This window comes from Streptomyces antnestii (genome assembly GCF_004005495.1).
GTDB lineage: Bacteria > Actinomycetota > Actinomycetes > Streptomycetales > Streptomycetaceae > Streptomyces > Streptomyces antnestii.
The window spans coordinates 366,949-391,766 of the sequence record NZ_RZYA01000004.1 but is presented as its reverse complement, the minus strand read 5'-3'; the positions used below and the strand labels follow the sequence as shown (position 1 = coordinate 391,766).

General features: G+C 72.3%; 22 protein-coding genes. 12 read left to right on the top strand and 10 right to left on the bottom strand.

Annotated features, from left to right (window positions below; all coding sequences use genetic code 11):
• Positions 1-44 precede the first annotated feature (44 nt).
• Positions 45-1,427, top strand: a complete 1,383-nt coding sequence (locus EOT10_RS12160; protein ID WP_127828134.1) for a cysteine desulfurase/sulfurtransferase TusA family protein — start codon at positions 45-47, stop codon at positions 1,425-1,427.
• Between the two features lie 4 nt (positions 1,428-1,431).
• Here EOT10_RS12160 and EOT10_RS12155 read toward each other — a convergent pair whose 3' ends face one another.
• Complete coding sequence (locus EOT10_RS12155; protein ID WP_127828133.1) at positions 1,432-2,406, bottom strand: carbohydrate kinase family protein; 975 nt, start codon at positions 2,404-2,406, stop codon at positions 1,432-1,434.
• Positions 2,407-2,539: 133 nt separating this feature from the next.
• Between EOT10_RS12155 and EOT10_RS12150 the strand changes: the two genes are divergently transcribed.
• Both EOT10_RS12150 and EOT10_RS12145 read left to right on the top strand, forming a co-directional pair.
• Positions 2,540-2,752, top strand: a complete 213-nt coding sequence (locus EOT10_RS12150) for a hypothetical protein (RefSeq protein WP_127828132.1) — start codon at positions 2,540-2,542, stop codon at positions 2,750-2,752.
• A 111-nt stretch (positions 2,753-2,863) separates the two neighbouring features.
• Positions 2,864-4,294, top strand: coding sequence for a hypothetical protein (locus EOT10_RS12145; protein ID WP_127828131.1), 1,431 nt, complete (start codon positions 2,864-2,866; stop codon positions 4,292-4,294).
• 89 nt (positions 4,295-4,383) lie between these two features.
• Here EOT10_RS12145 and erpA read toward each other — a convergent pair whose 3' ends face one another.
• On the bottom strand, positions 4,384-4,740 hold the full coding sequence (gene erpA / locus EOT10_RS12140; RefSeq protein ID WP_127828130.1) for an iron-sulfur cluster insertion protein ErpA: 357 nt from the start codon (positions 4,738-4,740) through the stop codon (positions 4,384-4,386).
• 279 nt (positions 4,741-5,019) lie between these two features.
• On the opposite strand from erpA, the gene nadA reads away from it, so the two are divergent.
• On the top strand, positions 5,020-6,210 hold the full coding sequence (gene nadA / locus EOT10_RS12130) for a quinolinate synthase NadA (RefSeq protein WP_127828128.1): 1,191 nt from the start codon (positions 5,020-5,022) through the stop codon (positions 6,208-6,210).
• Between the two features lie 182 nt (positions 6,211-6,392).
• Here the strand turns inward: nadA and EOT10_RS12125 are convergent, their stop codons facing one another.
• From EOT10_RS12125 to EOT10_RS12105, 5 genes are all read right to left on the bottom strand, one after another.
• A complete protein-coding gene (locus EOT10_RS12125) occupies positions 6,393-9,536 on the bottom strand; it encodes an efflux RND transporter permease subunit (protein ID WP_127828127.1) in 3,144 nt (1,047 codons plus the stop codon).
• A 186-nt stretch (positions 9,537-9,722) separates the two neighbouring features.
• Positions 9,723-10,421, bottom strand: a complete 699-nt coding sequence (locus EOT10_RS12120; protein WP_127828126.1) for a response regulator — start codon at positions 10,419-10,421, stop codon at positions 9,723-9,725.
• Positions 10,418-11,608: a sensor histidine kinase gene (locus EOT10_RS12115; protein ID WP_127828231.1), complete on the bottom strand. Its 1,191-nt coding sequence runs from the start codon at positions 11,606-11,608 to the stop codon at positions 10,418-10,420. The genes EOT10_RS12120 and EOT10_RS12115 overlap by 4 nt, the downstream gene beginning before the upstream one ends.
• A 183-nt stretch (positions 11,609-11,791) precedes the next feature.
• On the bottom strand, positions 11,792-12,070 hold the full coding sequence (pspAA, locus tag EOT10_RS12110; RefSeq protein ID WP_127828125.1) for a PspA-associated protein PspAA: 279 nt from the start codon (positions 12,068-12,070) through the stop codon (positions 11,792-11,794).
• A gap of 34 nt (positions 12,071-12,104) precedes the next feature.
• Positions 12,105-12,902, bottom strand: a complete 798-nt coding sequence (locus tag EOT10_RS12105; protein ID WP_127828124.1) for a PspA/IM30 family protein — start codon at positions 12,900-12,902, stop codon at positions 12,105-12,107.
• A gap of 164 nt (positions 12,903-13,066) precedes the next feature.
• Here EOT10_RS12105 and EOT10_RS12100 point away from each other — a divergent pair, with 164 nt between their 5' ends.
• Both EOT10_RS12100 and EOT10_RS12095 read left to right on the top strand, forming a co-directional pair.
• Entirely contained in the window at positions 13,067-13,762 is a 696-nt protein-coding gene (locus EOT10_RS12100) for a DUF3043 domain-containing protein (protein WP_127828123.1), read from the top strand.
• An 83-nt stretch (positions 13,763-13,845) separates the two neighbouring features.
• Entirely contained in the window at positions 13,846-14,553 is a 708-nt protein-coding gene (locus EOT10_RS12095) for a class I SAM-dependent methyltransferase (RefSeq protein WP_127828122.1), read from the top strand.
• Between the two features lie 151 nt (positions 14,554-14,704).
• Here the strand turns inward: EOT10_RS12095 and EOT10_RS12090 are convergent, their stop codons facing one another.
• Positions 14,705-14,923 (bottom strand): hypothetical protein, encoded by a 219-nt coding sequence (locus EOT10_RS12090; protein ID WP_127828121.1) that lies wholly within the window; start codon positions 14,921-14,923, stop codon positions 14,705-14,707.
• Positions 14,924-15,033: 110 nt separating this feature from the next.
• Between EOT10_RS12090 and EOT10_RS12085 the strand changes: the two genes are divergently transcribed.
• Positions 15,034-16,233, top strand: coding sequence for a bifunctional adenosylcobinamide kinase/adenosylcobinamide-phosphate guanylyltransferase (locus EOT10_RS12085; protein ID WP_127828120.1), 1,200 nt, complete (start codon positions 15,034-15,036; stop codon positions 16,231-16,233).
• 153 nt (positions 16,234-16,386) lie between these two features.
• Here the strand turns inward: EOT10_RS12085 and EOT10_RS12080 are convergent, their stop codons facing one another.
• On the bottom strand, positions 16,387-17,478 hold the full coding sequence (locus EOT10_RS12080) for a class I SAM-dependent methyltransferase (RefSeq protein ID WP_127828119.1): 1,092 nt from the start codon (positions 17,476-17,478) through the stop codon (positions 16,387-16,389).
• 193 nt (positions 17,479-17,671) lie between these two features.
• Between EOT10_RS12080 and cobT the strand changes: the two genes are divergently transcribed.
• The 3 genes from cobT to EOT10_RS41275 all read left to right on the top strand — a co-directional run bounded on the left by cobT (position 17,672) and on the right by EOT10_RS41275 (position 21,440).
• Positions 17,672-18,721 carry a nicotinate-nucleotide--dimethylbenzimidazole phosphoribosyltransferase gene (gene cobT, locus EOT10_RS12075; protein ID WP_127828118.1) on the top strand — a complete coding sequence of 350 codons (1,050 nt, stop codon included), beginning with the start codon at positions 17,672-17,674 and terminating at the stop codon, positions 18,719-18,721.
• Between the two features lie 167 nt (positions 18,722-18,888).
• Positions 18,889-20,664, top strand: a complete 1,776-nt coding sequence (locus tag EOT10_RS12070) for a phosphatidylglycerol lysyltransferase domain-containing protein (protein WP_127828117.1) — start codon at positions 18,889-18,891, stop codon at positions 20,662-20,664.
• On the top strand, positions 20,661-21,440 hold the full coding sequence (locus EOT10_RS41275) for a hypothetical protein (RefSeq protein ID WP_189491458.1): 780 nt from the start codon (positions 20,661-20,663) through the stop codon (positions 21,438-21,440). Before EOT10_RS12070 ends, EOT10_RS41275 begins: the two co-directional genes overlap by 4 nt.
• On the opposite strand, the gene EOT10_RS12060 is transcribed toward EOT10_RS41275, so the two are convergent.
• Complete coding sequence (locus EOT10_RS12060) at positions 21,347-22,102, bottom strand: hypothetical protein (protein ID WP_127828116.1); 756 nt, start codon at positions 22,100-22,102, stop codon at positions 21,347-21,349. The genes EOT10_RS41275 and EOT10_RS12060 overlap by 94 nt on opposite strands.
• 67 nt (positions 22,103-22,169) lie before the next feature.
• Here EOT10_RS12060 and EOT10_RS12055 point away from each other — a divergent pair, with 67 nt between their 5' ends.
• Positions 22,170-22,952: an adenosylcobinamide-GDP ribazoletransferase gene (locus EOT10_RS12055; RefSeq protein ID WP_127828115.1), complete on the top strand. Its 783-nt coding sequence runs from the start codon at positions 22,170-22,172 to the stop codon at positions 22,950-22,952.
• 126 nt (positions 22,953-23,078) lie between these two features.
• Positions 23,079-24,614 carry a leucyl aminopeptidase gene (locus tag EOT10_RS12050; RefSeq protein WP_127828114.1) on the top strand — a complete coding sequence of 512 codons (1,536 nt, stop codon included), beginning with the start codon at positions 23,079-23,081 and terminating at the stop codon, positions 24,612-24,614.
• The last annotated feature ends 204 nt before the right edge of the window (positions 24,615-24,818 follow it).

Sequence of the window (24,818 nt, the reverse complement as noted above, 5' to 3'; positions counted from 1 at the left end):
AGGCGGCAGCCGCGGGCCGCGACGCGTGGCCTTAGCGTTGCAGTGTGTCCTACTTCGATGCGGCTTCCTCCGCCCCGCTCCATCCCGTGGCCCGGCAGGCCCTGCAGGCCTCGCTCGACGAGGGGTGGGCCGACCCCGCCCGGCTCTACCGCGAGGGGCGGCGGGCCCGGCTGCTGCTCGACGCCGCCCGTGAGGCCGCCGCGGACGCCGTGGGCTGCCGCCCGGACGAGCTCGTTTTCACCCCTTCGGGGACGCGTGCCGTGCACTCGGGGGTCGCCGGCGTGCTCGCCGGGCGCCGGCGCGTCGGCCGCCACCTGGTGGTTTCCGCCGTCGAGCACTCCTCGGTCCTCCATGCGGCGGCGGCGCTGGAGGCGGAGGGCGGATCGGTGACCGAGGTGGGCGTGGACCGGGCCGGCGCGGTCTCCGCCGCCGCGTTCGCCGCCGCGCTCAGAGCGGACACCGCGCTCGCCTGTCTGCAGTCCGCCAACCACGAGGTGGGCACGGTGCAGCCGGTGGCCGAGGCGGCGGAGGCCTGCCGGGCCGCCGGGGTGCCGCTGCTCGTGGACGCGGCGCAGTCCCTCGCGTGGGGCAGGGTCGAGGGCGACTGGTCTCTGCTCACGGGCAGCGCGCACAAGTGGGGCGGCCCGGCGGGCGTCGGCCTGCTCGTCGTACGCAAGGGGGTGCGGTTCGCGGCCCAAGGTCCGGCGGACGAGCGGGAGTCGGGGCGGGCGGCCGGGTTCGAGAACATTCCGGCGGTCGTGGCGGCGGCGGCCTCGCTGCGGGCCGTGCGGGCCGAGGCGGCGGCGGAGGACGCGCGGCTCCGGGAACTGACGGAGCGGATCCGGGCGCGGGTGCCGGGGCTCGTGCCGGACGTCGAGGTGGTGGGTGACCCGGCGCGGCGGCTGCCGCACGTCGTCACCTTCTCCTGTCTCTATGTCGACGGGGAGACGTTGCTGCACGAGCTGGACCGGGCCGGTTTTTCGGTTTCGTCCGGATCGTCCTGCACGAGCAGCACGCTGACGCCGAGCCATGTGCTCAGGGCGATGGGGGTGCTGAGCGAGGGGAACGTACGGGTGTCGCTGCCGTTCGGGACGGCGGAGGGCGATGTCGAGCGGTTCCTCGAGGTGCTCCCGGGGACGGTCGCGGCGGTGCGGGAGCGGCTCGGGGCGACGGCCGTGACGGCGCCCGCCCCCGAGGGGGAGGCCTCGCTCGTGGTCGACGCGCTCGGGAAGCGGTGCCCGATCCCCGTCATCGAGCTGGCGAAGGTCATCGGGGACGTGCCCGTGGGCGGGACCGTGACCGTGCTCTCCGACGACGAGGCGGCGCGGCTCGACATCCCCGCGTGGTGCGAGATGCGGGGTCAGGAGTACGTCGGGGAGGAGCCGGCGGAACGCGGCAGCGCCTACGTGGTCCGCCGGCTCTCCTGACGGCTCAGTTCAGGTACTGCTGGACCTCGGTCGCGGCCTCGTCGCCGTACGCCTTGCGGAAGCGGTCCATGAACGGCGCGCGGCGCAGCTCGTACTCCTGCGTGCCGAGGGTCTCGATGACCAGCGTGGCGAGCATGCAGCCGACCTGGGCGGCGCGCTCCAGGGAGACGCCCCAGGCGAGGCCCGACAGGAAGCCCGCGCGGAACGCGTCGCCGACGCCGGTCGGGTCGATCTTGGCCGTCTCCTCGGGGACGCCGACCTCGATCGGGTCGTCGCCGACGCGCTCGATGCGGACGCCGCGCGAGCCGAGGGTGGTGACCCGGTGGCCGACCTTGCCGAGGATCTCCTCGTCGGTCCAGCCGGTCTTGTTCTCGATGAGGCCCTTCTCGTACTCGTTCGAGAAGAGGTAGGTGGCGCCGTCGAGAAGTGTCCGGATCTCGTCGCCGTCCATGCGGGCGATCTGCTGGGAGAAGTCCGCGGCGAACGGGATGTTCCGGCTGCGGCACTCCTCCGTGTGACGGAGCATGCCCTCCGGGTCGTCCGCGCCGATCAGGACGAGGTCGAGGCCGCCGACGCGCTCGGCGACGGACTGGAGCTCGATGAGGCGGGCCTCGCTCATGGCGCCCGTGTAGAAGGAGCCGATCTGGTTGTGGTCGGCGTCCGTGGTGCACACGAAGCGGGCCGTGTGCAGGACCTCGGAGATACGGACGGACGCGGTGTCGACGCCGTGCCGGTCGAGCCAGGCGCGGTACTCGTCGAAGTCGGAACCCGCGGCGCCGACCAGGATCGGAGCCGTCCCGAGCTGGCCCATGCCGAACGCGATGTTGGCGCCGACGCCGCCCCGGCGGACGTCGAGGTTGTCGACGAGGAACGAGAGGGAGACCGTGTGCAGCTGGTCCGCGACCAGCTGGTCGGCGAAGCGGCCGGGGAAGGTCATGAGGTGGTCGGTGGCGATGGAACCGGTGACTGCGATACGCACGGCGTGGTCACGTCTTCCTGCGGGGAGGGGGTTGACGCTTTACGCTACCGGGTCATGGCCGTTCGGCTGAAGTGGCAAAACTACCCGATAGTAGGGCTTTCTCGTCGGGGCCGGACCTGCATAGCGTTTCCTTATGACGAACCTCAAGGTCCGCACCGCGTCCGCACCGCTCGACCTCGAAGGCGGCCTCGCGTCCCTGCGCGGCGACTGCGCCCGGATGTCCCCGCACTGGACGGCCCCCGCCGAGGACAAGCGGACCCCCGTCGCCCCCTCCCTCCCCCACGGCGTCGTCGTGCCGTCCGAGTCCGCCCGGCTCATCGACTCGATGTCCGACTACGGGGACTAGGACACGTCCCAGAACCCGGTCGGGGGAACCGCACGCTCCCCCGCCGCGTCTCATCGCTGTCCCCCGTCCAGGGGACACGGCGTACGACGCGGCAGTTGAAGGAGCGATGCGGTGAGCACCGAGCAGACGCAGGATCGGCACCGGCGGCGGACACCGCTGACCGTGGCCTCGGTCGCGGCGGCGGTACTCCTCGTCGGTGGCGGCGGCGCGTACTTCGCGGCGACCTCGGCCGGCGGCAGTGACCACGGCGGCGGCCCGGCGGCCGGCGGCGATCCCACTCCCCCGCCGCTCGCCCTCGACGGCTACGCGGCGGGCGGCACCGGTTCCACCTCGGGGATCGCGCCGGGCGAGCCCGATCCGTACGGCACCCGCTACCAGGCCGACGGCACGCTCCCCACGGGCCCCGGCGAAGCCACCGTCTACCGGTCGCGCGGCGATGTGACCGCGGCCGACGTGACCGCGCTCGCCAAGGCCCTGGGTGCGCCGGGCACCCCGCACCTCGACAACGGCGCGTGGAAGGTCGGCCCGGCCAAGGACGGCTCCGGCCCCTCGCTCCAGGTGAACGAGCGGGCGCCGGGCGCCTGGACGTACGCGCGCTCCACACCGCCCACGGGCCACCCGGTCGGTGAGGGCGCCGCGGAGAAGGCGGCCGCTCCGGTCCTCAAGGCGCTCGGGCAGGACGACGCGAAGCTCGACGCGAGCCAACTGATGGGCGCCGTACGGGTGGTGAACGCGGAGCCGCGCGTGGGCGGCCTGCCCACGTACGGCTGGACGACCGGTGTCCGGATCGGGCCGGACGGCCAAGTGGTGGGCGGCAGCGGCCAGTTGAAGCAGCCGGTCAAGGGGGACACGTATCCCGTGATCAGCGCGCGGAAGACGCTCGGCCTGCTCAACTCGGCGGCGGCCGGGGACGGTCGCGTGGGGATCGGCGGCTGTGCGAGTCCGATGCCGGTGAGGGAGCGGGACGAGGCGCCGTGCAAGGCGCCGACGAAGCTGCCCGCGCCGCCGGCGGCCAAGGTCACGGGCGCCACGTTCGGGCTCGCGGCGCAGTTCGCGCAGGGGCGGCAGATCCTCGTACCGTCCTGGCTGTTCCAGGTGAAGGCGCAGGGTGCGCGGGAGGGGTACACGGTGACGCACGTCGCGGTGGACCCGAGGTTCCTGACGTCGCCGCACGCGCCGGGCGGCGGGCCGTCCGAGCGGCCGAGCCCGCGGCCGAGTGTCCGGCCCGGTGACCCGGGGACCGAGACGCGCGACATCCGCCCCGACGGCTACACCGTGGACGGCCGGACGCTGACGGCGTACTTCACGGGCGGCGTGTGCGGCACGTACGAGGCCACGGCGTCGGAGAGCGGCGGCGAGGTCGCCCTGAAGATCACGCACACGGAGAAGAAGGGCACGATCTGCGTGGCGATGGCCAAGTTCTACTCGCTGAAGGTGACCCTGCACGAGCCCCTCGACGGCCGGAAGGTCGTGGACACGCACGACCGGGCGGTGCCGCACACGGACGGGAAGCGGGGGTACGTGCCGGCTCCGCGGAGCTGACGGCCGTACCACCGGACACACGAAGCGGCGGCTCCCCCTCGAGCAGGGAACCGCCGCTTCGCGTTGCTACAGGACTACAGGTTCAGGGTTTAGCTGAACGAGTCGCCGCAGGCGCAGGAGCCCGTGGCGTTCGGGTTGTCGATCGTGAAGCCCTGCTTCTCGATGGTGTCGACGAAGTCGACCGAGGCGCCGCCCAGGTACGGGGCGCTCATGCGGTCGGTGACGACCTTGACGCCGTTGAAGTCCTTGACGACGTCCCCGTCGAGGGAGCGCTCGTCGAAGAAGAGCTGGTAACGCAGGCCGGAGCAGCCTCCGGGCTGTACGGCGACGCGGAGGGCCAGGTCGTCGCGGCCTTCCTGGTCAAGGAGGGCCTTGACCTTCTCCGCGGCGGCGTCGGACAGGAGGATGCCGTCGCTCACGGTGGTGGTCTCGTCCGATACGGACATCTGCTTCTCTCCAGGGTTGTACGGAGACTGCTTGCCGACGTTCCAACCGGCGGGGCCGCGGTTTCATTCCGGCCCTGGCGCTCGTCTTTCGCCTCGCGGCGACTTCGGCTTCCTTGCCCTTTCATGCTCGCACACCCGGCGCGTCCGGAGTACGGGCCGGTCGGCGCGGATTGCGTCACATCGACACGATGGCCATCGTCATTCTGACGTGAACCAGTTATGATAGATAGCGTCATTTCGACGAAAAGCCTCGACGCACGAATGTCATAACAAGAAAGGGTGCGTGACGTGACCACGGCCCAGACCCCCGTTGACCTGGACGTTCAGCCGACTCCGCTGGCCCTCCTGCTGCTCGGCCGAGAAGCCGACCCGCGGAGCGAGCGCGGCGTCGAGTGCCCCGGCGACCTGCCCTCCCCGTCCGACCCGGACCTGGTGGAGCGCGCTCGCGCGGCCAAGGAGAAGCTCGGGGACAAGGTCTTCGTTCTCGGCCACCACTACCAGCGCGACGAGGTCATCCAGTTCGCGGACGTCACCGGCGACTCCTTCAAGCTCGCCCGCGACGCGGCCGCCCGGCCGGAGGCCGAGTACATCGTGTTCTGCGGTGTGCACTTCATGGCCGAGTCCGCCGACATCCTCACCGGCGACGACCAGAAGGTCGTCCTGCCCGACCTGGCCGCCGGGTGCTCCATGGCCGACATGGCCACCGCCGAGCAGGTCGCCGAGTGCTGGGACGTGCTGACCGAGGCCGGCATAGCCGAGCAGGTCGTGCCCGTCTCGTACATGAACTCCTCGGCGGACATCAAGGCGTTCACCGGCAAGCACGGCGGCACGATCTGTACGTCGTCCAACGCCAAGCGCGCCCTGGACTGGGCCTTCGAGCAGGGCGAGAAGGTGCTGTTCCTGCCGGACCAGCACCTCGGGCGCAACACCGCCGTGCGGGACATGGGCATGTCCCTGGAGGACTGCGTCCTGTACAACCCGCACAAGCCGAACGGCGGCCTGACCGCCGAGGAGCTGCGGAACGCGAAGATGATCCTTTGGCGCGGGCACTGCTCGGTGCACGGACGCTTCTCGATCGACTCCGTGAACGACGTGCGCGAGCGGATCCCGGGCGTACGCGTCCTGGTTCACCCCGAGTGCAAGCACGAGGTCGTCGCCGCGGCGGACGAGGTCGGCTCGACGGAGTACATCATCAAGGCCCTCGACGCGGCCCCGGCCGGGTCGAAGTGGGCGATCGGCACCGAGCTGAACCTGGTGCGCCGCCTGGCCAACGCCCACCCGGACAAGGAGATCGTCTTCCTCGACAAGACGGTCTGCTTCTGCTCGACGATGAACCGCATCGACCTGCCGCACCTGGTGTGGGCCCTGGAGTCCCTGGCCGAGGGCAACCTGGTCAACCGCATCGAGGTAGACCGCGAAACGGAACAGTTCGCCAAGCTGGCCCTGGAGCGAATGCTGGCGCTGCCGTAAAGCGCTCCCTAAGTAGCGCCCCGTAAGGGGCGCGGGGCTGTATCGATGTGCGGCTCCGCCGCGTGGGCGCGACAAGCCACGACGCAAGCCGCACCCGGCAACGCACCCCGCCGCAACGGCAAAGAGCCCGGTCCGGACACCGCATAGGTGTCCGGACCGGGCTCTCGCCGTTCAATCAACCACTACACGCCGGCACGCTCCGGCTCAGGCGAAGGCGCCTGGGGCGCAGCCCCGGCACCCCCACCGGCACCCCCGCCCCGCTTGGCCTCACGCTTGGCGCGGCGCCGCTCCTTGCGGAGCTCCAGCATCGCGTAGAGCGTCGGGACCAAGAGGAGCGTGAGCAGCGTCGACGTGATCAGACCGCCGATCACCACGACCGCGAGCGGCTGAGCGATGAAGCCGCCCTCGCCGGTGACGCCGAGCGCCATCGGGAGCAGGGCGAAGATCGTCGCCAGGGCCGTCATGAGGATCGGGCGAAGGCGGTGGCGGCCACCCTCGATGACGGCCTCGATCGTGCCGTAGCCCTCCTTGCGGTACTGGTTGATCAGGTCGATCAGGACGATCGCGTTCGTGACCACGATGCCGATGAGCATCAGCATGCCGATCATCGCCGGGACGCCCATCGGGGTGCCGGTGGCGACGAGCAGGCCGATCGCTCCGGTCGCCGCGAACGGGATCGAGACGAGCAGGATCAGCGGCTGGGCCAGCGAGCGGAACGTGGCGACCAGGAGCATGAACACGATCGCGATCGCGGCCAGCATCGCGAGGCCGAGGTTCTTGAACGCGTCGTCCTGGTCGGACGAGACGCCGCCGATCGTGGCCGTCGCGCCCGCGGGCAGCTTCAGGGCCTTGATCTTCGCCTGGAGGTCGGCGCTGACCGCGCCCGTGTTGTCACCGGTCGGCCGGGCCGTGATCGTCGCGGCGCGGGCGCCGTCGATACGGGTCATGGAGACCGGCCCGTCGACGAGCTTCGCCGTGGCGATGTCGCCGAGCTTCAGGCCGCCGGGGCCCATCGGGAGCTTCTTGAGCTCGTCCATGGTGGTGGCGGGCTTCGCCGACTTCACGACGACGTCGCGCTCGGTGTCGTCGAGGATCGCCTTGCCGCTGGTGGTGCCGCGTACGGCCTGGCCGACGGCCGCGCCGAGCGTGGTGTCGTTGAACCCGGCCGCCGCCGCCTTGGAGTTGGCCCTGACCGAGATGCGCGGGACGGACTGCGACAGGTCGCTGGTGACGTCGGTTACGTCGTCGAGCTTCGCGACCTCGTCACGGACCTCGTCGGCCGCCTTGCGCAGGACCTGGCCGTCGGCCGCCTTCACGACGACCTTCAGGTCCTGGCTGCCGAAGCCGTTACCGGCCGCGATGGTGGTCCGGCCGATCCCGGAGAGCCCCTTGAGACCCTTCTCGATGCGGTCCTGGGTCTTCGCGAAGGACGCCTTGTCCTTCAGCGTCACCTGGTACGAGGCCTGGTTGGTGTCGGTGCCGCCGCCGAACGCCGCCATCCAGCCGGAGGAGCCGACGGTGACCTGGTAGTCCTTGACCGTGTCGATGCCGGCGAGCAGCTTCTCGATCTTCTTCGCGGAGGCGTCGGTCGCCGCCAGGCTGGTGCCGGGCTTCAACTCCTGCTTGATGGACAGGATTTCCTGCTCGCCCTGGTCGAAGAAGTTCGTCTTCAGCATGGGTGCCATGCCGAACGTGCCGACGAGGACGACGATCGCGATGAGGACACTGGTGAAGCGGCGGCGGGTCGCGAAGCGCAGGACGGGGACGTACACCCGCTGGAGCCAGGAGCGCGCCTCCTTGGCCTCGGCCTGGCGGCGGGCCTCCTCCGGGTCGACGCCCTTGACCGCCTTGGGCGGGCGCAGGAACCAGTACGAGAGGACCGGGACGACCGTGAGCGAGACGATCAGGGAGGCGAGCAGGGCCGCCGTGACCGTCAGGGAGAACGAGCCGAACAGCTCGCCGACCATGCCGCCGACGAGGCCGATGGGCAGGAAGACGGCGACGGTGGTGAGGGTGGAGGACGTGACGGCGCCCGCGACCTCGCGGACCGCCGTGAGGATCGCCTCCTGGCGCTCCTCGCCGTAGCCGAGGTGCCGCTTGATGTTCTCCAGGACGACGATGGAGTCGTCGACGACGCGGCCGATCGCGATGGTCAGCGCGCCGAGGGTGAGCATGTTGAGCGAGAGGTCGCGGGTCCACAGGACGATCAGGGCGAGGACGACCGAGAGCGGGATCGAGACCGCGGTGACCAGGGTCGAGCGGATCGACGCCAGGAAGACCAGGATGACGAGGACGGCGAAGAGGAGACCGAGCGCGCCCTCCGTCGTCAGGCCGTCGATCGACTTGGAGACGGCGGGGCCCTGGTCGCTGACGACCGTGAGCTTCGCGCCCGCGCCGAGGTCCTTGCGCAGGCCCGGGAGCTTGTCCTTGACCGCGTCGGAGATGGCGACCGCGCTGCCGTCGTGGTCCATGGTGACCATGACCGCGAGGCTGGGGCGGCCGTCGGTGCGGGTGATGGAGGTGGCAGTGGCGGGCTGCTGCTCGACCTTGGCGACGTCACCGAGGCGTACGGGCTTCTTGACGCCCTCGCCGGTGACCATCAGGTCCTCGATCTGCTTCAGCGAGGTGAAGCCGCCGCCGACCTGGACGGTGCGGTTGCTGCCGTTCTCGTCGAAGGAACCTGCGGGCAGGGTCGCGCCGCCCGCCTGGAGGGACTGGCCGAGCGCCATCGGGGTGACGCCGGCCCGCGCGAGCTTGCGGTCGTCGGGGGTGACGGTGACCTGGAGGTCGCGCACACCGTCGACGGTGACCTGGCCGACGCCGTCGACGTCCTTGAGGGACGGCACGACGGTCTTGTCGAGCTGGTCGGCGAGCGCCTGCTGGTCCTTGTCGGACGTGACGGCGAGGACGACGGTCGGTATGTCGTCCGTGGAGCCCGCGACGACCTGCGGGTCGACGGTGTCGGGGAGCTGGGCGCGGGCGCGGTTGACGGCCTGCTGGACGTCGGCGACGAGTTGCTTGGAGCCGTTGCCGTAGTCGAACTGGGCCATGATCACGGCGTTGCCCTCGCTCGCCGTGGAGGTGATGCCGGTGATGCCGTCGACCGCGTCGATGGACGACTCGAGCGGCTCGATCACCTGCTTCTCGACCACGTCGGGAGACGCGCCCTGGTACGGGGCCAGGACGGACACCATGGGCAGTTCGATGGAGGGCAGCAGCTGCTGCTTGAGCTGAGGGATCGCGATGGCGCCGAAGACGATCGCGATGATCGACATCAGCCCGATCAGGGCCCGTTGAGCGAGGCTGAATCTCGACAGCCAGGACATGGTGTGGGTCTCTCTCTGTGGCTGAGCGCAGCGGGACGGGGGCCCCGGGGCATCCGGAGACGTGCGTGTCCGGAGCCACCTGCGGGGCCACCTACACCCTCAGCCATGAGCGGGACCCGTTCCGTCGCTCCCAGGTCCCGTTCTTATGCGCCGCATACTGCGCCCGTAGTACGCGGAACCCGCCGTTCACTCCACCCTTGGACGGACCAGGCCCGATTCGTACGCGATGACGACGAGTTGGGCCCGGTCCCGCGCGCCGAGCTTGGCCATGGCGCGGTTCACATGGGTCTTGACCGTGAGGGGGCTGACCTGGAGGCGCTCGGCGATCTCGTCGTTCGAGTGGCCGCCGGCGACCTGGACGAGGACCTCGCGCTCGCGCGTGGTGAGCGCGGCGAGGCGTTCGCCGTGGGCTCCGGCGGGGCGGGCGCCCTCCTCCCAGTCCCCGTACCCGTCGCCCTGTGCCAGGAACCTGGCGATCAGGCCCTTGGTCGCGACCGGTGACAGGAGCGCGTCGCCGGCGGCGGCGATCCGTACGGCGCCGAGGAGTTCCTCGGGTTCGGCACCCTTGCCGAGGAAGCCGGAGGCGCCCGCGCGCAGCGACTGGACGACGTACTCGTCGACCTCGAACGTCGTCAGCATCACGACGCGTACGTGCGCGAGGTCGGGGTCGGCGCTGATGAGCCGGGTCGCGGCGAGGCCGTCGGTGCCGGGCATCCGGATGTCCATGAGGACGACGTCGGCCTTCTCGGACTTGGCGAGGCTGACCGCCTGGGCGCCGTCCGAGGCCTCGCCGACGACGAGCATGTCGGGCTCGGAGTCCACGAGTACGCGGAAGGCGCTGCGCAGCAGGGCCTGGTCGTCGGCGAGCAGTACCCGGATCGTCATCCCGCGTCCCCCGTGTCCGTGGTGCGGCCCGCGGTGGCGTGGCCCTGGACGGGCAGGATCGCATGGACGCGGAATCCGCCGCCGTAGCGCGGTCCCGCGGAGCAGCTGCCGCCGATCGCGGCGGTCCTCTCGCGCATGCCGAGGAGGCCGTGGCCGCCGCTGTCCGGCGAGGGCTGCGCGGCGCCGGGCCCGTTGTCGATGACGGTGACCTCGATGTTCGGTCCGACGAGGACGACGCTGACCTCGGCCTTCGCCTCGGCGCCCGCGTGCTTGCGGACGTTGGTGAGCGCCTCCTGGATGATCCGGTAGGCGGCCAGGTCGACGGCGGCGGGCAGGCCCGTGGCGCGCTCGGCGCAGGCGACCTCCACGGGGAGGCCCGCGTTGCGGAACGTGCCGACGAGGTCTTCGAGGCGGTCGAGTCCTGGTGCCGGTTCGGTGGGGGCCTCGGGGTCGCCCGACTGCCTCAACAGGCCGACGGTGGCGCGGAGTTCGTTCAGTGCGGACCGGCTCGCCTCACGGACGTGGGAGAGGGCTTCCTTGGCCTGGTCGGGGCGTTTGTCCATGATGTGTGCGGCGACGCCGGCCTGCACGTTGACCAGGGCGATGTGGTGCGCGACGACGTCGTGCAGGTCGCGGGCGATGCGCAGCCGTTCCTCGGCGACGCGGCGCCGGGCCTCCTCCTCGCGGGTGCGCTCGGCGCGCTCGGCCCGCTCCCGTATCGCGTCGACGAACGCGCGCCGGCTGCGGACGGCGTCCCCGGCCGCGGCGGCCATGCCCGTCCAGGCGAAGATGCCGAGGTTCTCCTGGGCGTACCAGGGCAGCGGGCCGGCGAGCATCGCGGAGCCGGTGAGGACGGTGATGGTGGCGAGGCCGACGCGCCAGGTGGTGGGGCGGTCAGTGGTCGCGGCGACGGTGTAGAGCGCGACGACGGCGCTCATCGCGACGGGTGCGCGGGGTTCGCCGGTGACGAGTTCGGCGAGGGTGACGGCGGAGGTGGCCGCGAGGACCGCCATGGGGGCGCGGCGACGCAGCACGAGGGCGGCGGCGCCGAGGGTCATGAGGACGACGCTGAGGGGGCCGGGCGAGCGGGTGCCGAAGGTGGGGGTGCCGCCCCGGCCGCCGTGCGGATCGGCGAAGGAGCCGAGGATCATGCAGCACAGGACCGCCGCCGCGAGGGCCGCGTCCATGGCCCGGGGGTGGGTCCTGGCCCAGCGTACGAAGGGGGTCACCGGCGCCACGGTAGCGCCCCTCGCGCGTGCGCGACGCCCTCGTCCATATGCCGTCCGTATGCCGTCCGTGCGGCGGGGCCGGGAGCCGCGCTCGGCGGCTCAGCCGGGGAGCTCAGCGGCTCAGCCAGGGAACTCGGCGGCTCAGCCAGGGATGAGACCGTCGTCGCGCAGCATGTCCCTGACCTCTTCCAGGGTCGCGTCAGGGGCCGGGAGGATGAGCTCCGACGGTGCGAGGGCGTCGTCGGGCAGCGGGGTGCCGAGGGAGCGGACCGTGTCCAGGAGCGAGTGGAGCGTGCGGCGGAACCCGGGGCCGTCCCCGTTCTCCATCTCCGCCAGCAGCTGGTCGTCCAGCTTGTTCAGTTCGGCGAAGTGGCTGTCGGCCAGCTCCACCTGCCCCTCCCCCATGATCCGTACGATCATGACGCCCTCCTCGGCGTGGGACTGTCGCTCGGGACTACTGCTTGTCGAAGCGCGGAGTGTCCTGCGGCTGCTGGTTCCCGGACTGCTGGCCCTGGCCGCCCTCGATGGCCTGCTGCGAGGAGGACGTGCCCCCGGCCAGCTCGGCCTTCATCCGCTGGAGTTCCAGCTCTACATCCGTACCACCGGAGAGGCGGTCCAGCTCGCTCTGGATGTCGTCCTTGGCGAGGCCGGACTGGTCGTCGAGCGCGCCGGAGGCCAGCAGCTCGTCGATCGCGCCGGCCCGGGCCTGCAGCTGCGCCGTCTTGTCCTCGGCCCGCTGGATGGCCATGCCCACGTCGCCCATCTCCTCGGAGATGCCGGAGAAGGCCTCGCCGATCCGGGTCTGCGCCTGGGCCGCCGTGTAGGTCGCCTTGATCGTCTCCTTCTTCGTACGGAAGGCGTCGACCTTGGCCTGGAGGCGCTGCGCCGCGAGGGTGAGCTTCTCCTCCTCGCCCTGGAGGGTCTGGTGCTGCGTCTCCAGGTCGGTGACCTGCTGCTGGAGGGCGGCCCGGCGCGCGAGCGCCTCGCGGGCCAGGTCCTCGCGGCCGAGCGCGAGCGCCTTGCGGCCCTGGTCCTCCAGCTTGGTCGACTGGGTCTGGAGCTGGTTCAGCTGCAGCTCCAGGCGCTTGCGCGAGGTCGCCACGTCGGCGACGCCACGGCGCACCTTCTGGAGCAGCTCCAGCTGCTTCTGATACGAGTAATCGAGGGTCTCGCGCGGGTCCTCGGCCCGGTCCAGGGCCTTGTTCGCCTTCGCGCGGAAGATCATCCCCATACGCTTCATGACACCGCTCATGGGCTTCGCGCGCCCCCTTCTGACAGATCCAGCAGACGTCCAGCACCAGCACTGCGACAGAACCCACAGTACGGGTCCTGCCTCCATTACCGCACTGTTCAGGTGCGGATGCGCTCATCCCCAAGGACGACTGCGTCCGGGCCCCGATCCCGCGCAGGGAGTAGATGCTCCTCAGGGATACGAGATCGAAGACGCAGGGTGTTGCCGGATCGTTCCCCACTCCCCTCTGGTCCAACCTCCCGCACCACGTACCCTTGGTTTTTGTGTTCCGTAGCCGATCCAAGGACGAGAAGGCCCAGGCCGCCAAGGCGCCGGTGACCGACTCCACGCAGCCCCGTGACCCGCAGGCCCCCAAGGGCCGCCCCACGCCCAAGCGCAGCCAGGCCCAGACCCAGCGCCGCAGCGTGGCCAATACGCCGACGACCCGCAAGGAGGCGTCGAAGCGGCAGCGCGACGAGCGCCGTACCGCGATGGAGCGGCAGCGCCAGGCGCTCGCCAGCGGTGACGAGCGCTATCTTCCCGCCCGCGACAAGGGTCCGGTGCGCAGGTTCGCGCGCGACTACGTCGACTCGCGCTTCTGCATCGCGGAGTTCTTCCTGCCGCTGGCGGTGGTCATCCTCGTGATGACCATGATCCGGATCCCGAGCCTGCAGAACATCGCGCTGCTGCTCTGGCTCATCGTGATCGTGCTGATCGTGCTCGACTCGGCCGTGACGGGCTTCCGCCTGAAGAAGCGCCTCGCCGAGAAGTTCCCGAACGAGCCGAAGAAGGGCGCCGTCGCGTACGCCCTGATGCGCACGCTCCAGATGCGTCGCCTTCGTCTGCCCAAGCCCCAGGTCAAGCGCGGGGAGCGGCCCTGAGCACGGAGGCCTTCTCCGGCGACGCCGCGGCGGCCTGGCTAGGCAAGCTGGGCGGCCTGCGCAACGCGGTGCGCCAGGAACTCGTGGCGCGCCAGCTCGACGAGCAGCTGGCCGCGCGCTATCCCGTCGGGCAGCGGCTGCGGGTGCTCGACGTCGGCATGGGCCAGGGCACGCAGGCCCTGCGTCTCGCCCGTGCCGGGCACAAGGTGACCGGGGTCGAGCAGGATCCCGGGATGGTCGCCGCGGCGCGGGCCGCGCTCGCCGAGGAGCCCGAGGGCATCCGCGGGCGGGTGCGCCTGGTGGAGGGCGACGGCCGCGACACCGGGGTGCACTTCCTCCCCGGCAGCTTCGACGTGGTCCTGTGCCACGGGGTCCTGATGTACGTCGAGGACCCGGACGCGCTGCTCGCGGGGCTCGCGCGGATGCTGGCCCCGGGCGGCCTGCTCTCCCTCCTCGTGCGCAACGGTGACGCGCTCGCCATGCGACCAGGCCTTGCCGGGGACTGGCAGGCGGCGCTCGGCTCCTTCGACACGCTCTCGTACCGCAACCGGCTCGGGCTGGACGTACGGGCCGACCGGCTCGCCGCGCTCACCGCGACGCTGGCCGGGATCGGCGCCCCGCTGCACGCCTGGTACGGGGTGCGGGTCTTCACGGACACGGCGGCGGACGACGCGCCGGTGCCGCCGCCGGGCGAGTTCCACACGCTGCTCGCGGCCGAGGAGCGGGCGGGCCGCACGGAGCCGTACCGCCGGGTGGCGGCGCTGCTCCACCTGTGCGGCGTGCGGGGCTGACGGCTCCGGCGACTCCGCCGCCTCCTGTCCGGCGGCCCACCGCAGGCAGGTACAACGGGACGACGGCGTCACGGACGTCACGCTCGGCGAGATGTGGACGACGGCACGAAGAAGGGCGGCGACCGCTGCGGTCGCCGCCCTTCCCCATGTCCTACGCGGGCGCGTCCTCCGCGTGGAGGCCCATCGGGCCGTAGATCACCGCGTCGTCCTCGAAGAGGGTGACCTGGTCGGCGCCGCCTTCCGCGAGGGCCTTCCAGTACTCGCCGATCCACGACTCCGCGTCGCCCTGAGTCGTGAACTCCTCGGGCTGCACCGCAGGCTGGACCTCCGTCCCGTCCGCCTTCTCGAACCGCCACGTCCACGCCGCCATGTCAGCCTCCTGGGAGTCAACGGACCAGTAAAGGATCTTGCAGGGTCCCCCTACCGTCCAGAAGCGTAGCCGGGCGAGCGCCCGTCGCGGTGGCGCGGGAGGATCTTCCCGTGGAACTCACTCTGCTCGGCACCGGCGCGCCCACCGGCCTGCCCCGCCCCGACTGCCCCTGCGCGGCCTGCGCCACCGCCGTCGGCCCCGGCGCGCGCGCCGCGACCGCGCTTCTCATCGACGGCACGCTGCTGCTCGACCTGACGCCGGGGGCCGCGTTCGCCGCCGCCCGCTCCGGGCACAGCCTCGGCGGCGTACGGCAGGTGCTGCTCTCGCATCCGCACGACGGGCCGCCCGTCGAGGTGCCGGCCGGGCTCGTCACGCCGGCCCGGGTGCCGGACGGCGGCGAGCTGGCGCTGCTGACCGGGCACCGGGTGCGGGCCCTGCCGATGGACTCGCCGGGGACGGGTTACGAGGTGACGGGCCCGGACGGCGAGCGGCTCCTGTATCTGCCGCCGGGCGGGGCGCCCGCGGGCCTGGCCGAGACCGCGCGGCCGTACGAGATGGTGCTAGCCGACGTGATGGCCCGCCCGGACGCGCTGTCCCGGCTGCGGGCCGTGGGGGCGCTCGGCGCGACGACCGACGTGATCGCGGTCCACATCGACCACGACGTGCCGCCGGGCCCGGAGCTGACGCGCCGTCTGGCGGCGGCGGGCGCACGGGCCGTACCTGACGGGACGACGCTCGTGGTCGGGGAGTACGAGGAGGTGCCGGACGTGCCGCGCAGGACGCTCGTCCTCGGCGGGGCCAGGTCCGGCAAGTCGGTCGAGGCCGAGCGGCGCCTGGAGGCGTTCCCCGGGGTGCTGTACGTGGCGACGGGCGGCACGCGCGGCGGGGACACCGAGTGGTCGCAGCGGGTGGCGCTGCACCGGGAGCGGCGCCCCGGATCGTGGAGCACCGTCGAGACGTGCGACCTCGTGCCGCTCCTCGCCGAGGACGGCCCGCCGCTGCTCATCGACTGTCTGTCGCTGTGGCTGACGTACGCCATGGACGAGGTGGGGGCCTGGGACGACGACGCGTGGGCGAGCGGTGGGGAACGGGCGCTGCGGGAACGGGTGTCCGCGCTGACGGAGGCCGTGCGGAACACCCGCCGCACGGTCGTCGCCGTGTCGAACGAGGTGGGGTCCGGGGTCGTCCCGGCCACCGCGTCGGGCCGCCGCTACCGCGACGAACTTGGCCGCCTGAACGCGGCGTTCGCGGCCGAGTGCGAACACGTACTGCTCGTGATGGCCGGGCAGGCGCTCGCGCTGCGCGGCTGACGCGAAGTCAGTCCGCAGCCCTGGCACCAGGGTTGCGGCGGGCCACGATCCGGTAGGCGTTGGAGAAGCGGGTGCGGCCCGCCAGCGGGGCGAGCAGCCGGTCCGCCGCGTAGGCGGCGGCGAGAGGGAACGCGCTGCGCGGCTGACGCGAAGTCAGTCCGCAGCCCTGGCACCAGGGTTGCGGCGGGCCACGATCCGGTAGGCGTTGGAGAAGCAGGTGCGGCCCGCCAGCGGGGCGAGCAGCCGGTCCGCCGCGTAGGCGGCGGCGATGAGGGGCGCGGTGGCGTACGTCAGGGCGGTGCGCAGCCGGCGCTGGAGTGGGGTGGGGGCCTTGCGGCGCCAGGGGGCGTCGGCGCGGGGCAGCCAGTGGCCGAGGAAGAGGGCGAGTCCCGCGGTGAGGTCGAGGGGGACGTGGGCCTCGCGGCGGTCGGTGGCGACGACGGTGTAGCCGAGGCGCTCCAGCTCGCGCCGGAGGTTGTCCATCGGAATGAGGTGCAGGTGCTGGGGCTGGAAGTACGACACCCACCACTTGCCGAGCAGCTTCGCGTAGCGGCTCTCGGGGTCGGGGACCTCGATGAGGAGGTGGCCGCCGGGGCGCAGGGCGGTGTGGGCGGCCTTCAGTTCCTCGCGCGGGTCGGTGGCGTGCTCCAGGTGGTGGAACATGCTGAGCGCGTCGTAGCGTCCGGCGAGCACGGGGGCGAGTTCGGTGAGCGTGCCGCGGTGGGCCTCCTCGATCCGGCCGGCCCGGCGGCCCGCCTCGACGGCGGAGCCGGTGTCGAGCCCGTCGAAGGCTGTGTAGGGGTGGACCTCCTTGGCGGCCGCCGGGAAGTGGCCCTGCCCGGTGGCGACGTCGAGCCAGCTCTCGGGCTCGATCAGGGGCAGCAGGGCGCGGGCGGCGGCCCGGTGGCGGTGGGCGGAGTGCCGGGCGGATTCCTGGGCCCGCAGGAGCCGGGCGCAGTGGCCCGCGTGCAGCCCGTCGTAGAAGTCCCGGTAGTAGAAGTCGAGGCCCTCGGGGCTCAGGCGCGGGTTCTGGAACGTGTGGGAGCAGGCGCGGCACTGGTCGACGACGAACGTGCCGGGCTTGTGCTGGAGGAGGTCGGTGGTGCGGAGCCGGGTGCGCAGCCGGGTGGAGCCGCACCAGGGGCAGTCGGTCCTGCGCGGCTCGTGGAACCGGTCGGTGCCCTGGGCGAGTTCGGTGAGGTAGGCGGGCCGCCGTTCGGCGACGGCCTCGGTCGTGGGGGTCATCACGAACTCCTGGGGGACGGTCCGAGGGGCGCGACACCGCACGGAGGGCGACATGACAATCCGGGCATCCAGGAACGTAAGGGATCGCGAAGGGGCCCGCAATGACGCCGTGGATCCGATGCATCGCATGGCGTAACCCCGCGCCGCCCCACGTCCTGCGCCGGGCGCCCGGGCGGCCGGTACTGTTCGGCGAATGAGCTCGCTGAATCTCGACGACTTCACCGATCTGATCGAGCGCCCCGACGGCGGGATGCGCCGCGACGCCGAGGAACGCCGTGCCCGGTTCGCCGTGCCGCCCGGCGCGCTCGGCCGCCTCGACGAGCTGGGCGAGTGGCTGTCGGCCGCCCAGGCCTCGGTGCCGGTCAAGCCGCTGGAGCGGCCTCGCGTGGTGCTGTTCGCCGGTGACCACGGGGTGGCCGATCTCGGGGTGTCGGCGCGGCCGGCCGGCGGTGCCGCGGCACTCGTACGGCAGGCGGTCGAGGGCGGCAGCGCGTCGGCGATCCTCGCGCGGCGCCTGGGCGTTCCGGTGCGGATCGTCGACATGTCGCTGGACTGCGATCCCGAGGAGCTGCCCGCCGAGGTCGCGGGGCACCGGGTGCGCAGGTCGTCCGGGCGCATCGACATCGAGGACGCGCTGACCGCCGAGGAGGCGGAGGCCGCGTTCCGCGCGGGTATGGCCGTCGCCGACGAGGAGGCGGACTCCGGCACGGACCTGGTGGTGCTCGGCGATCTGAGCGTCGGCGGGACGACGGCGGCCTCGACGCTGATCGCCGCGCTGTGCGGGACGGACGCGTCCGTGGTGACCGGGCGCGGCGGCTCCCCGATCGACGACCTGGCGTGGATGCGCAAGTGCGCGGCGGTGCGGGACGCGCTGCGGCGGGCCAGGCCCGTACTGGGCGACCAGCTGGCGCTGCTCGCGGCGGTGGGCGGCGCGGATCTCGCGGCCGCGACCGGGTTCCTGCTGCAGTGCGCGGTGCGGCGTACGCCGGTGATCCTGGACGGCGTCGTGTCGGCGGCGTGCGCGCTCGTCGGGCAGCGGGTCGCGTTCCGGGCGCCGGACTGGTGGCTCGCGGGCCAGGCGAGCGGGGAGCCGGCGCAGGCGAAGGCGCTCGACCGGATGGCGATGGAACCGCTCCTCGACCAGGGCGTGACGGTGGGCGAGGGAGCGGGGGCACTGCTCGCCCTGCCACTGGTACAGGCGGCTGCCGCACTGGCGGCGGAACTGCCCGAGGCGCCCCTTTAGGGGGCTGCCGGAGACCCCTTAAGGGGCGCGGGGAACTGCGCGAGCAACCCCACACAAGCCGCAGACGCATCCATACACGCACCAAGCGGACGCGCCTGCGGCTTTTGCGTGGCCCGAACGTCGCGCCCCGACAAAGATGAACAAATCACCCCATATGCTCCCTGCCTATGGCAGCTGACCAGACGACCTCTCCACCCTCGCGCCGCCCGCACACCTCCACCCCCACCACGAAACGGGCGGCGGCTTTCACCGTCTGGTACCTGCGGGTCGTCACGTTCGTCAACTTCCTCAGCGCCGTATGGGTCTCCCTCGGCCAGGACCTGCAACGGCACAACACCAACGACTACTTCACCCCCTACCTGCTGACGGCCGGCTTCGCCTCCGGTGTCTTCACCTGGTTCCTGGCGATCACGATGCGCCGCCGCAAGCGCGCCGCGTGGATCCTCAATCTCGTCCTCAGCGGGCTCTTCCTCATCCTGTTCGCCCTCGTGATGTTCTTCCCCGAGGTGCGCCGGTACGCGCAGAACTGGATCTCCCTCGTCCTGACCGCCGCCTTCGTCGCCGCGCTGCTGCTCGGGCGCCGCGAGTTCTACGCCAAGGGCGACCGCTCGAACGCGAAACTGGCGGCCGTGGTCGGGCTCGGGGGTCTCCTCGTGACGTCCCTGTTCGCGACGTTCCTCGTGACGGTCACCAACGAAGCGCACGGCGAGGACCACTCGACGTTCCTGGAGCGCTGGCGCTACGGCACCCTGCGGCTCATCTCGGTCGCGACCGACGAGTCCAAGTACCCGTACATCACCACGCCGAACTGGGTCAACGTCGTCATCAACATCCTCAGCACCCTCCTCCTGCTCGCCGTCGTGTACGCCGCGTTCCGCTCCCGCAAGGCCGTCGACCCGCTCACCCCCGACGACGAGGCGAAGCTGCGCGCGCTGCTCGACAAGGGCGGCGACCGGGACTCGCTCGGCTACTTCGCGCTGCGCCGCGAGAAGAGCGTGGTGTGGTCGCCGACGGCCAAGGCGGCGGTCGCGTACCGCGTCGTCGGCGGGGTCTCGCTCGCGTCGGGCGACCCCATCGGCGACCCCGAGGCCTGGCCGGGCGCGATCGAGCCCTGGCTCGTGGAGGCACGCGAACACGGCTGGATCCCCGCCGTGATGGGCGCGAGCGAGGAGGCCGGCACCATCTACGCCCGGCACGGTTTCGACGCCCTCGAACTGGGCGACGAAGCCATCGTCGAGACCGCGGACTTCACCCTGGAAGGGCGGGCGATGCGCACCGTCCGGCAGGCCTACAACCGGGTCGGGCGCGCGGGCTACCAGGTGGGGATCCGGCGCCACGAGGACATCCCGGACGACGAGATGGCGGTCCTGCTCCAGCGCGCCGACGACTGGCGGGCCGGGGCGACCGAGCGCGGCTTCTCGATGGCGCTCGGGCGGCTCGGCGACCCCGCAGACGGGCGGTGCGTGATGCTCGAATGCACGGACGCCCAGGGCGAGTTGAAGGCCGTACTGTCCTTTGTCCCCTGGGGGCCGCAGGGTCTTTCGCTCGATCTGATGCGGCGTGACAGGGACGCCGAGAACGGGCTGATGGAGTTCATGGTCATCGAACTCCTCCAGCGGGCCAAGGAGATCGGCATCACACAGGTGTCGCTCAACTTCGCGATGTTCCGCTCGGTCTTCGAACGTGGCTCGCGACTCGGCGCGGGCCCGGTGCTGCGCCTGTGGCGCTCGCTGCTCAGCTTCTTCTCACGGTGGTGGCAGATCGAATCCCTCTACCGCGCCAACGCGAAGTACCGGCCCATCTGGGAACCGCGCTTCCTCCTCTTCGAGAAGAGCGCCGACCTGCCGCGGATCGGGCTCGCCTCCGCCCGCGCCGAGGGCTTCCTGGAAGCACCGGGCCTGCCGAACTGGATGCACCGCCGACATCTGGAGCCGCGCCCGTGAGATCCCCGGCCGCCCTGGCCCGCGCCGAGTGGGGCCCGCTGCGGTCGACGGTGCGCACGACCCTCGTCACCCGGAAGTGGCGCGCGGTGCCGCTGACGCTCGGCGCGGTCCTGCTGACGGCCCTGTTCCAGTACGCCCAGAACCAGCCCTGGGGCTATCAGTTCGTGCAGGACGTCGGCTCCGTGCGGGCCGACGACCCGCTGTGGCTGTCCCTGGTGCGCACCCCGCTGTCCCTCTTCGTGCCCGCGCTCGACCTGCCCGTGTGGGGCGCGCTCGCGCAGATCCTGATCGTGTTCGGCGTCGCCGAGATCTGCCTCGGCCGCTGGACGACGCTCACCCTCGGGTACGCCGCCACACTCGCCGGCACCCTCTACGCGCGCGTGGGCATCGCCCTCGGCCCCGACGGACCGCTCGGGCTGACCGCGTCGGACGCGCGGATCGTCGACACGGGCCCGTCGGCGGCCGTCGTGGGGCTCGCCGTGTACGTGTGCTGGCGTCACCGCGCCCGGTGGACGGCGTCCCTGGTGGTCGCCGTCATGGTGGCGGAGGCGGTCATGAGGCCGAACCTCGCGGGCAAGGAGCATCTGGCGGCGATCGCCGCGGTCCTCCTCGCCGGCGCGGTCCTCCTCGCCGGCGCGGCCCTGCCGGCACGGAGCGCCTTACGGCTCCGGGGTGCCGCGCGTCACCGGGTGGTCGAGCGCTCCGGGTCGGGCGTGCCCCCGATGAGGTCCTGGAAGCCCCGGCCGATCCGTGCCCAGCGCCGGTCGTGGCGATAGGCGCGCAGCCGTGATCTGGCCCGGGCCTTGGGGCGCCGCCGGTACCAGCGCCTGGCCCACGCCGAGCCGGGCCGCGCGAGCCGGACGGCCCCGAACAGCGCGACGAACGGCACGAGCACACCGACGATCGCCAGGCGGGGCTTCCCCTTGAGCATGGCCAGGACGACGAACGCGAAGTTGACCAGGAGCGTGAGGATCGCGGTGCCGCGGCCCTGCTCCTCGTGTCCCGTCACGTCGTTCACGCCGAGCGGCGAGAAGCCGCTGAGGACGAGCAGGCCGAGGGCCGCCGCGAGAACCACCACCTCGACGCTCTGCCGGCCCTGTTCGCTCCAGTAGACGTCGGCGAGGTGCAGGATCAGCGCGAACTCGTCGAGGACCAGGCCCGCCCCGATCCCGAAGATCACCGCGCAGACGGAGGCGGCGACCCCGTACAGGCCGCTGCCGACCGCACCGAAGCCGCCGATGACGGTGAGGATGACGCCGGGCACGACATGGTGGATGTGCATGCCGCCCGGAGTGACGTTCCGGAAGGGCCCGCGGCCCGCGCGGATGAGGCGCGTGATCGTACGCGTCACCAGGAACGTCAGCAGGAACGCGGCGAGGGCGAGCAGGAGCGGCAGCTTCCCCGGTTCGACGATGTTCCGGTACCACCAGTGACCCATGCGGCCATCCTGCCGCCGTGGCACGGGCGCCGCCCGCCGTGGTGGACCCCTTGGGTAGCCTGCCCGGATGCCCGCTACCCCGGCCGACGGCCTCCGCTTCGCGTTCGGCACCCTCACCGTGCTCCCGGTCAAGGTCACCCGCTGGGACCGCGAGGCGGCCCGCGCCGGAATGCTCTGCGCCCCCGCCGCCGGGCTCGTCGTGGGCCTGGCCGCCGCCGCGCTCGGCGCCGCCCTGACGCTCCTCGGGTCAGGACCGCTGCTCGCCGCCGTGGCGAGCGTGAGCGTCCCGGCGGCGCTCACCCGGGGCCTGCATCTGGACGGGCTCGCCGACACCGCCGACGGACTCGGCAGCGGCAAGCCGGCCGAGGACGCGCTGCGCATCATGAAGCAGTCGGACATCGGCCCGTTCGGCGTCATCACGCTTGTGCTCGCGCTGCTCGCCCAGGTCGCCGCGCTCACCGAGCTGTACGCCGAGTCGTGGCTGCGCGGCGCGCTCGCCGCCATCGTCTCGGCGCTCGCCGCCCGGCTCGCGCTCACCCTGGCCTCGCGCGCCGGTGTCCCGCCGGCCCGGCCCGAGGGCCTGGGCGCGGCCGTCGCCGGGACGGTGCCGGTGCGCGGGGCGCTGCTCGCCGCCGTCGTGACCGGGTGCGTGGCCGCCGCCGCGGGGGCCGCCACCGGTTCGGCGTACGGCGCCGTGCGCGGCGCCGCGGCCGCCGCCCTGGCCTGCTGCGCGGCCGAACTCCTGCTGCGTCACTGCGTACGCCGCTTCGGCGGGGTGACCGGCGACGTCTTCGGGGGCGTCGCCGAGACCGCCGCCACGGCGGCCCTCGTCGTGCTCACCTTCGGCTGACCGCGCTGCGGGCACGCACCGTGCGGCGCAAGGCCGCGGCCACGGGCGTAGGCTCCCTCAGGGGCCATACACCCCACGGCCCGTCAGCACTCCTTCAGACACCATGAAAGTAGGGACCTCACCACCGTGACTGCTCTGACTCTCAGCACCGCCGCCGCGTCCGGCCTGCGTGCCGACGCGATCGTCGTGGGTGTGGCGAAGGGGCCTGGATCCAAGTCCGGGAACCTGGTCCTCGCCCCCGGCGCGGAGACCGTGGACAAGGGCTACGACGGCAAGCTCGCCGCCGTCCTGGAGACCCTCGGCGCCAGCGGCGGTGAGGGTGAGGTGACGAAGCTGCCCGCCCCGTCCGGCTTCAAGGCCCCCGTGGTCCTCGCCGTCGGTCTCGGTCCGGTGCCCGAGAAGGACGAGACGTACGACGCCGAGGCCCTGCGCCGCGCCGCCGGCGTTGCCGCCCGCGCGCTGGCCGGCTCGAAGAAGGCCGCGTTCGCGCTGCCCATCGAGGACTCCGGTGACGCCGGTGCGATCGCGGAGGGCGCCCTGCTCGGCGCGTACTCCTTCGACGCGTACAAGGGGAACGGCGGCAACGGCAATGGCAACGGCAAGGCGCCGCTCGCCGAGGTCGCCCTGCTCGGCACCAAGCCCCGCGACAAGGCCTTCAAGGCCGCCGTGGAGCGCGCCCTCGCGGTGACCGAGGAGCTCAACCGCGCCCGTGACCTGGTCAACACCCCGCCGAACGACCTCGACCCCGAGGCCTTCGCCGCGGTCGCCTCGGCCGCGGCCAAGGAGCACGGCATCAAGGTGCAGGTCCTCGACGAGAAGGCGCTCACCAAGGGCGGCTTCGGCGGCATCCTCGGCGTCGGCGCCGGCTCGGAGGCCCCGCCGCGCCTGGTGAAGCTCTCCTACACGTCGTCCAAGGCGGACAAGCACCTCGCCTTCGTCGGCAAGGGCATCACGTACGACTCGGGCGGCATCTCCCTCAAGCCGGCCGGTCACAACGAGACGATGAAGTGCGACATGGCCGGCGCCGCCGCCGTGTTCGCCGCCGTCGTCACCGCGGCCCGCCTCAAGCTCGCCGTGAACGTCACCGGCTGGCTGGCGCTCGCCGAGAACATGCCGTCGGGCACGGCCACCCGCCCCGGCGACGTCCTGCGCATGTACTCGGGCAAGACCGTCGAGGTCCTGAACACGGACGCCGAGGGCCGCCTGGTCCTGGCCGACGCGATCGCCAAGGCCTCCGAGGAGACCCCGGACGCGATCGTCGACGTGGCGACCCTGACCGGCGCCATGATGCTGGCGCTCGGCAACCGCACGTTCGGCATCATGGCGAACGACGACGCTTTCCGTACGTCGATCCACGAGGTCGCCGAGGAGGTCGGCGAGCCGTCCTGGCCGATGCCGCTCCCGTCCGACCTGCGCAAGGGCATGGACTCCCCGACCGCCGACATCGCCAACATGGGCGAGCGCATGGGCGGCGGCCTGGTGGCCGGTCTGTTCCTGCAGGAGTTCGTCGGCGAGGGCATCACGTGGGCCCACCTCGACATCGCGGGCCCGGCCTTCAACGAGGCCGGCCCGTTCGGCTACACGCCCAAGGGCGGCACCGGTTCCGCGGTCCGTACGCTGGTGCGCCTCGCGGAGCGCACGGCCGACGGTGACCTGGGCTGACGCACGGCCCGACGGCTCGGCAGCCCCCGGACGCGACCGCGTCCGGGGGCTGTTCGCTTTCGACGAAATCCGCAGCCTCCCGGACACCGCCGGCCGGGTTTCCGGTGTAACAGCCGTCTCACCCCCGGGCCCGGCGTCCCGTCCGCCCGCGACAAGTGCAAAGATGGGTCCTCGGCAGGACAGGGCCCCCACCACAGGGCCGAA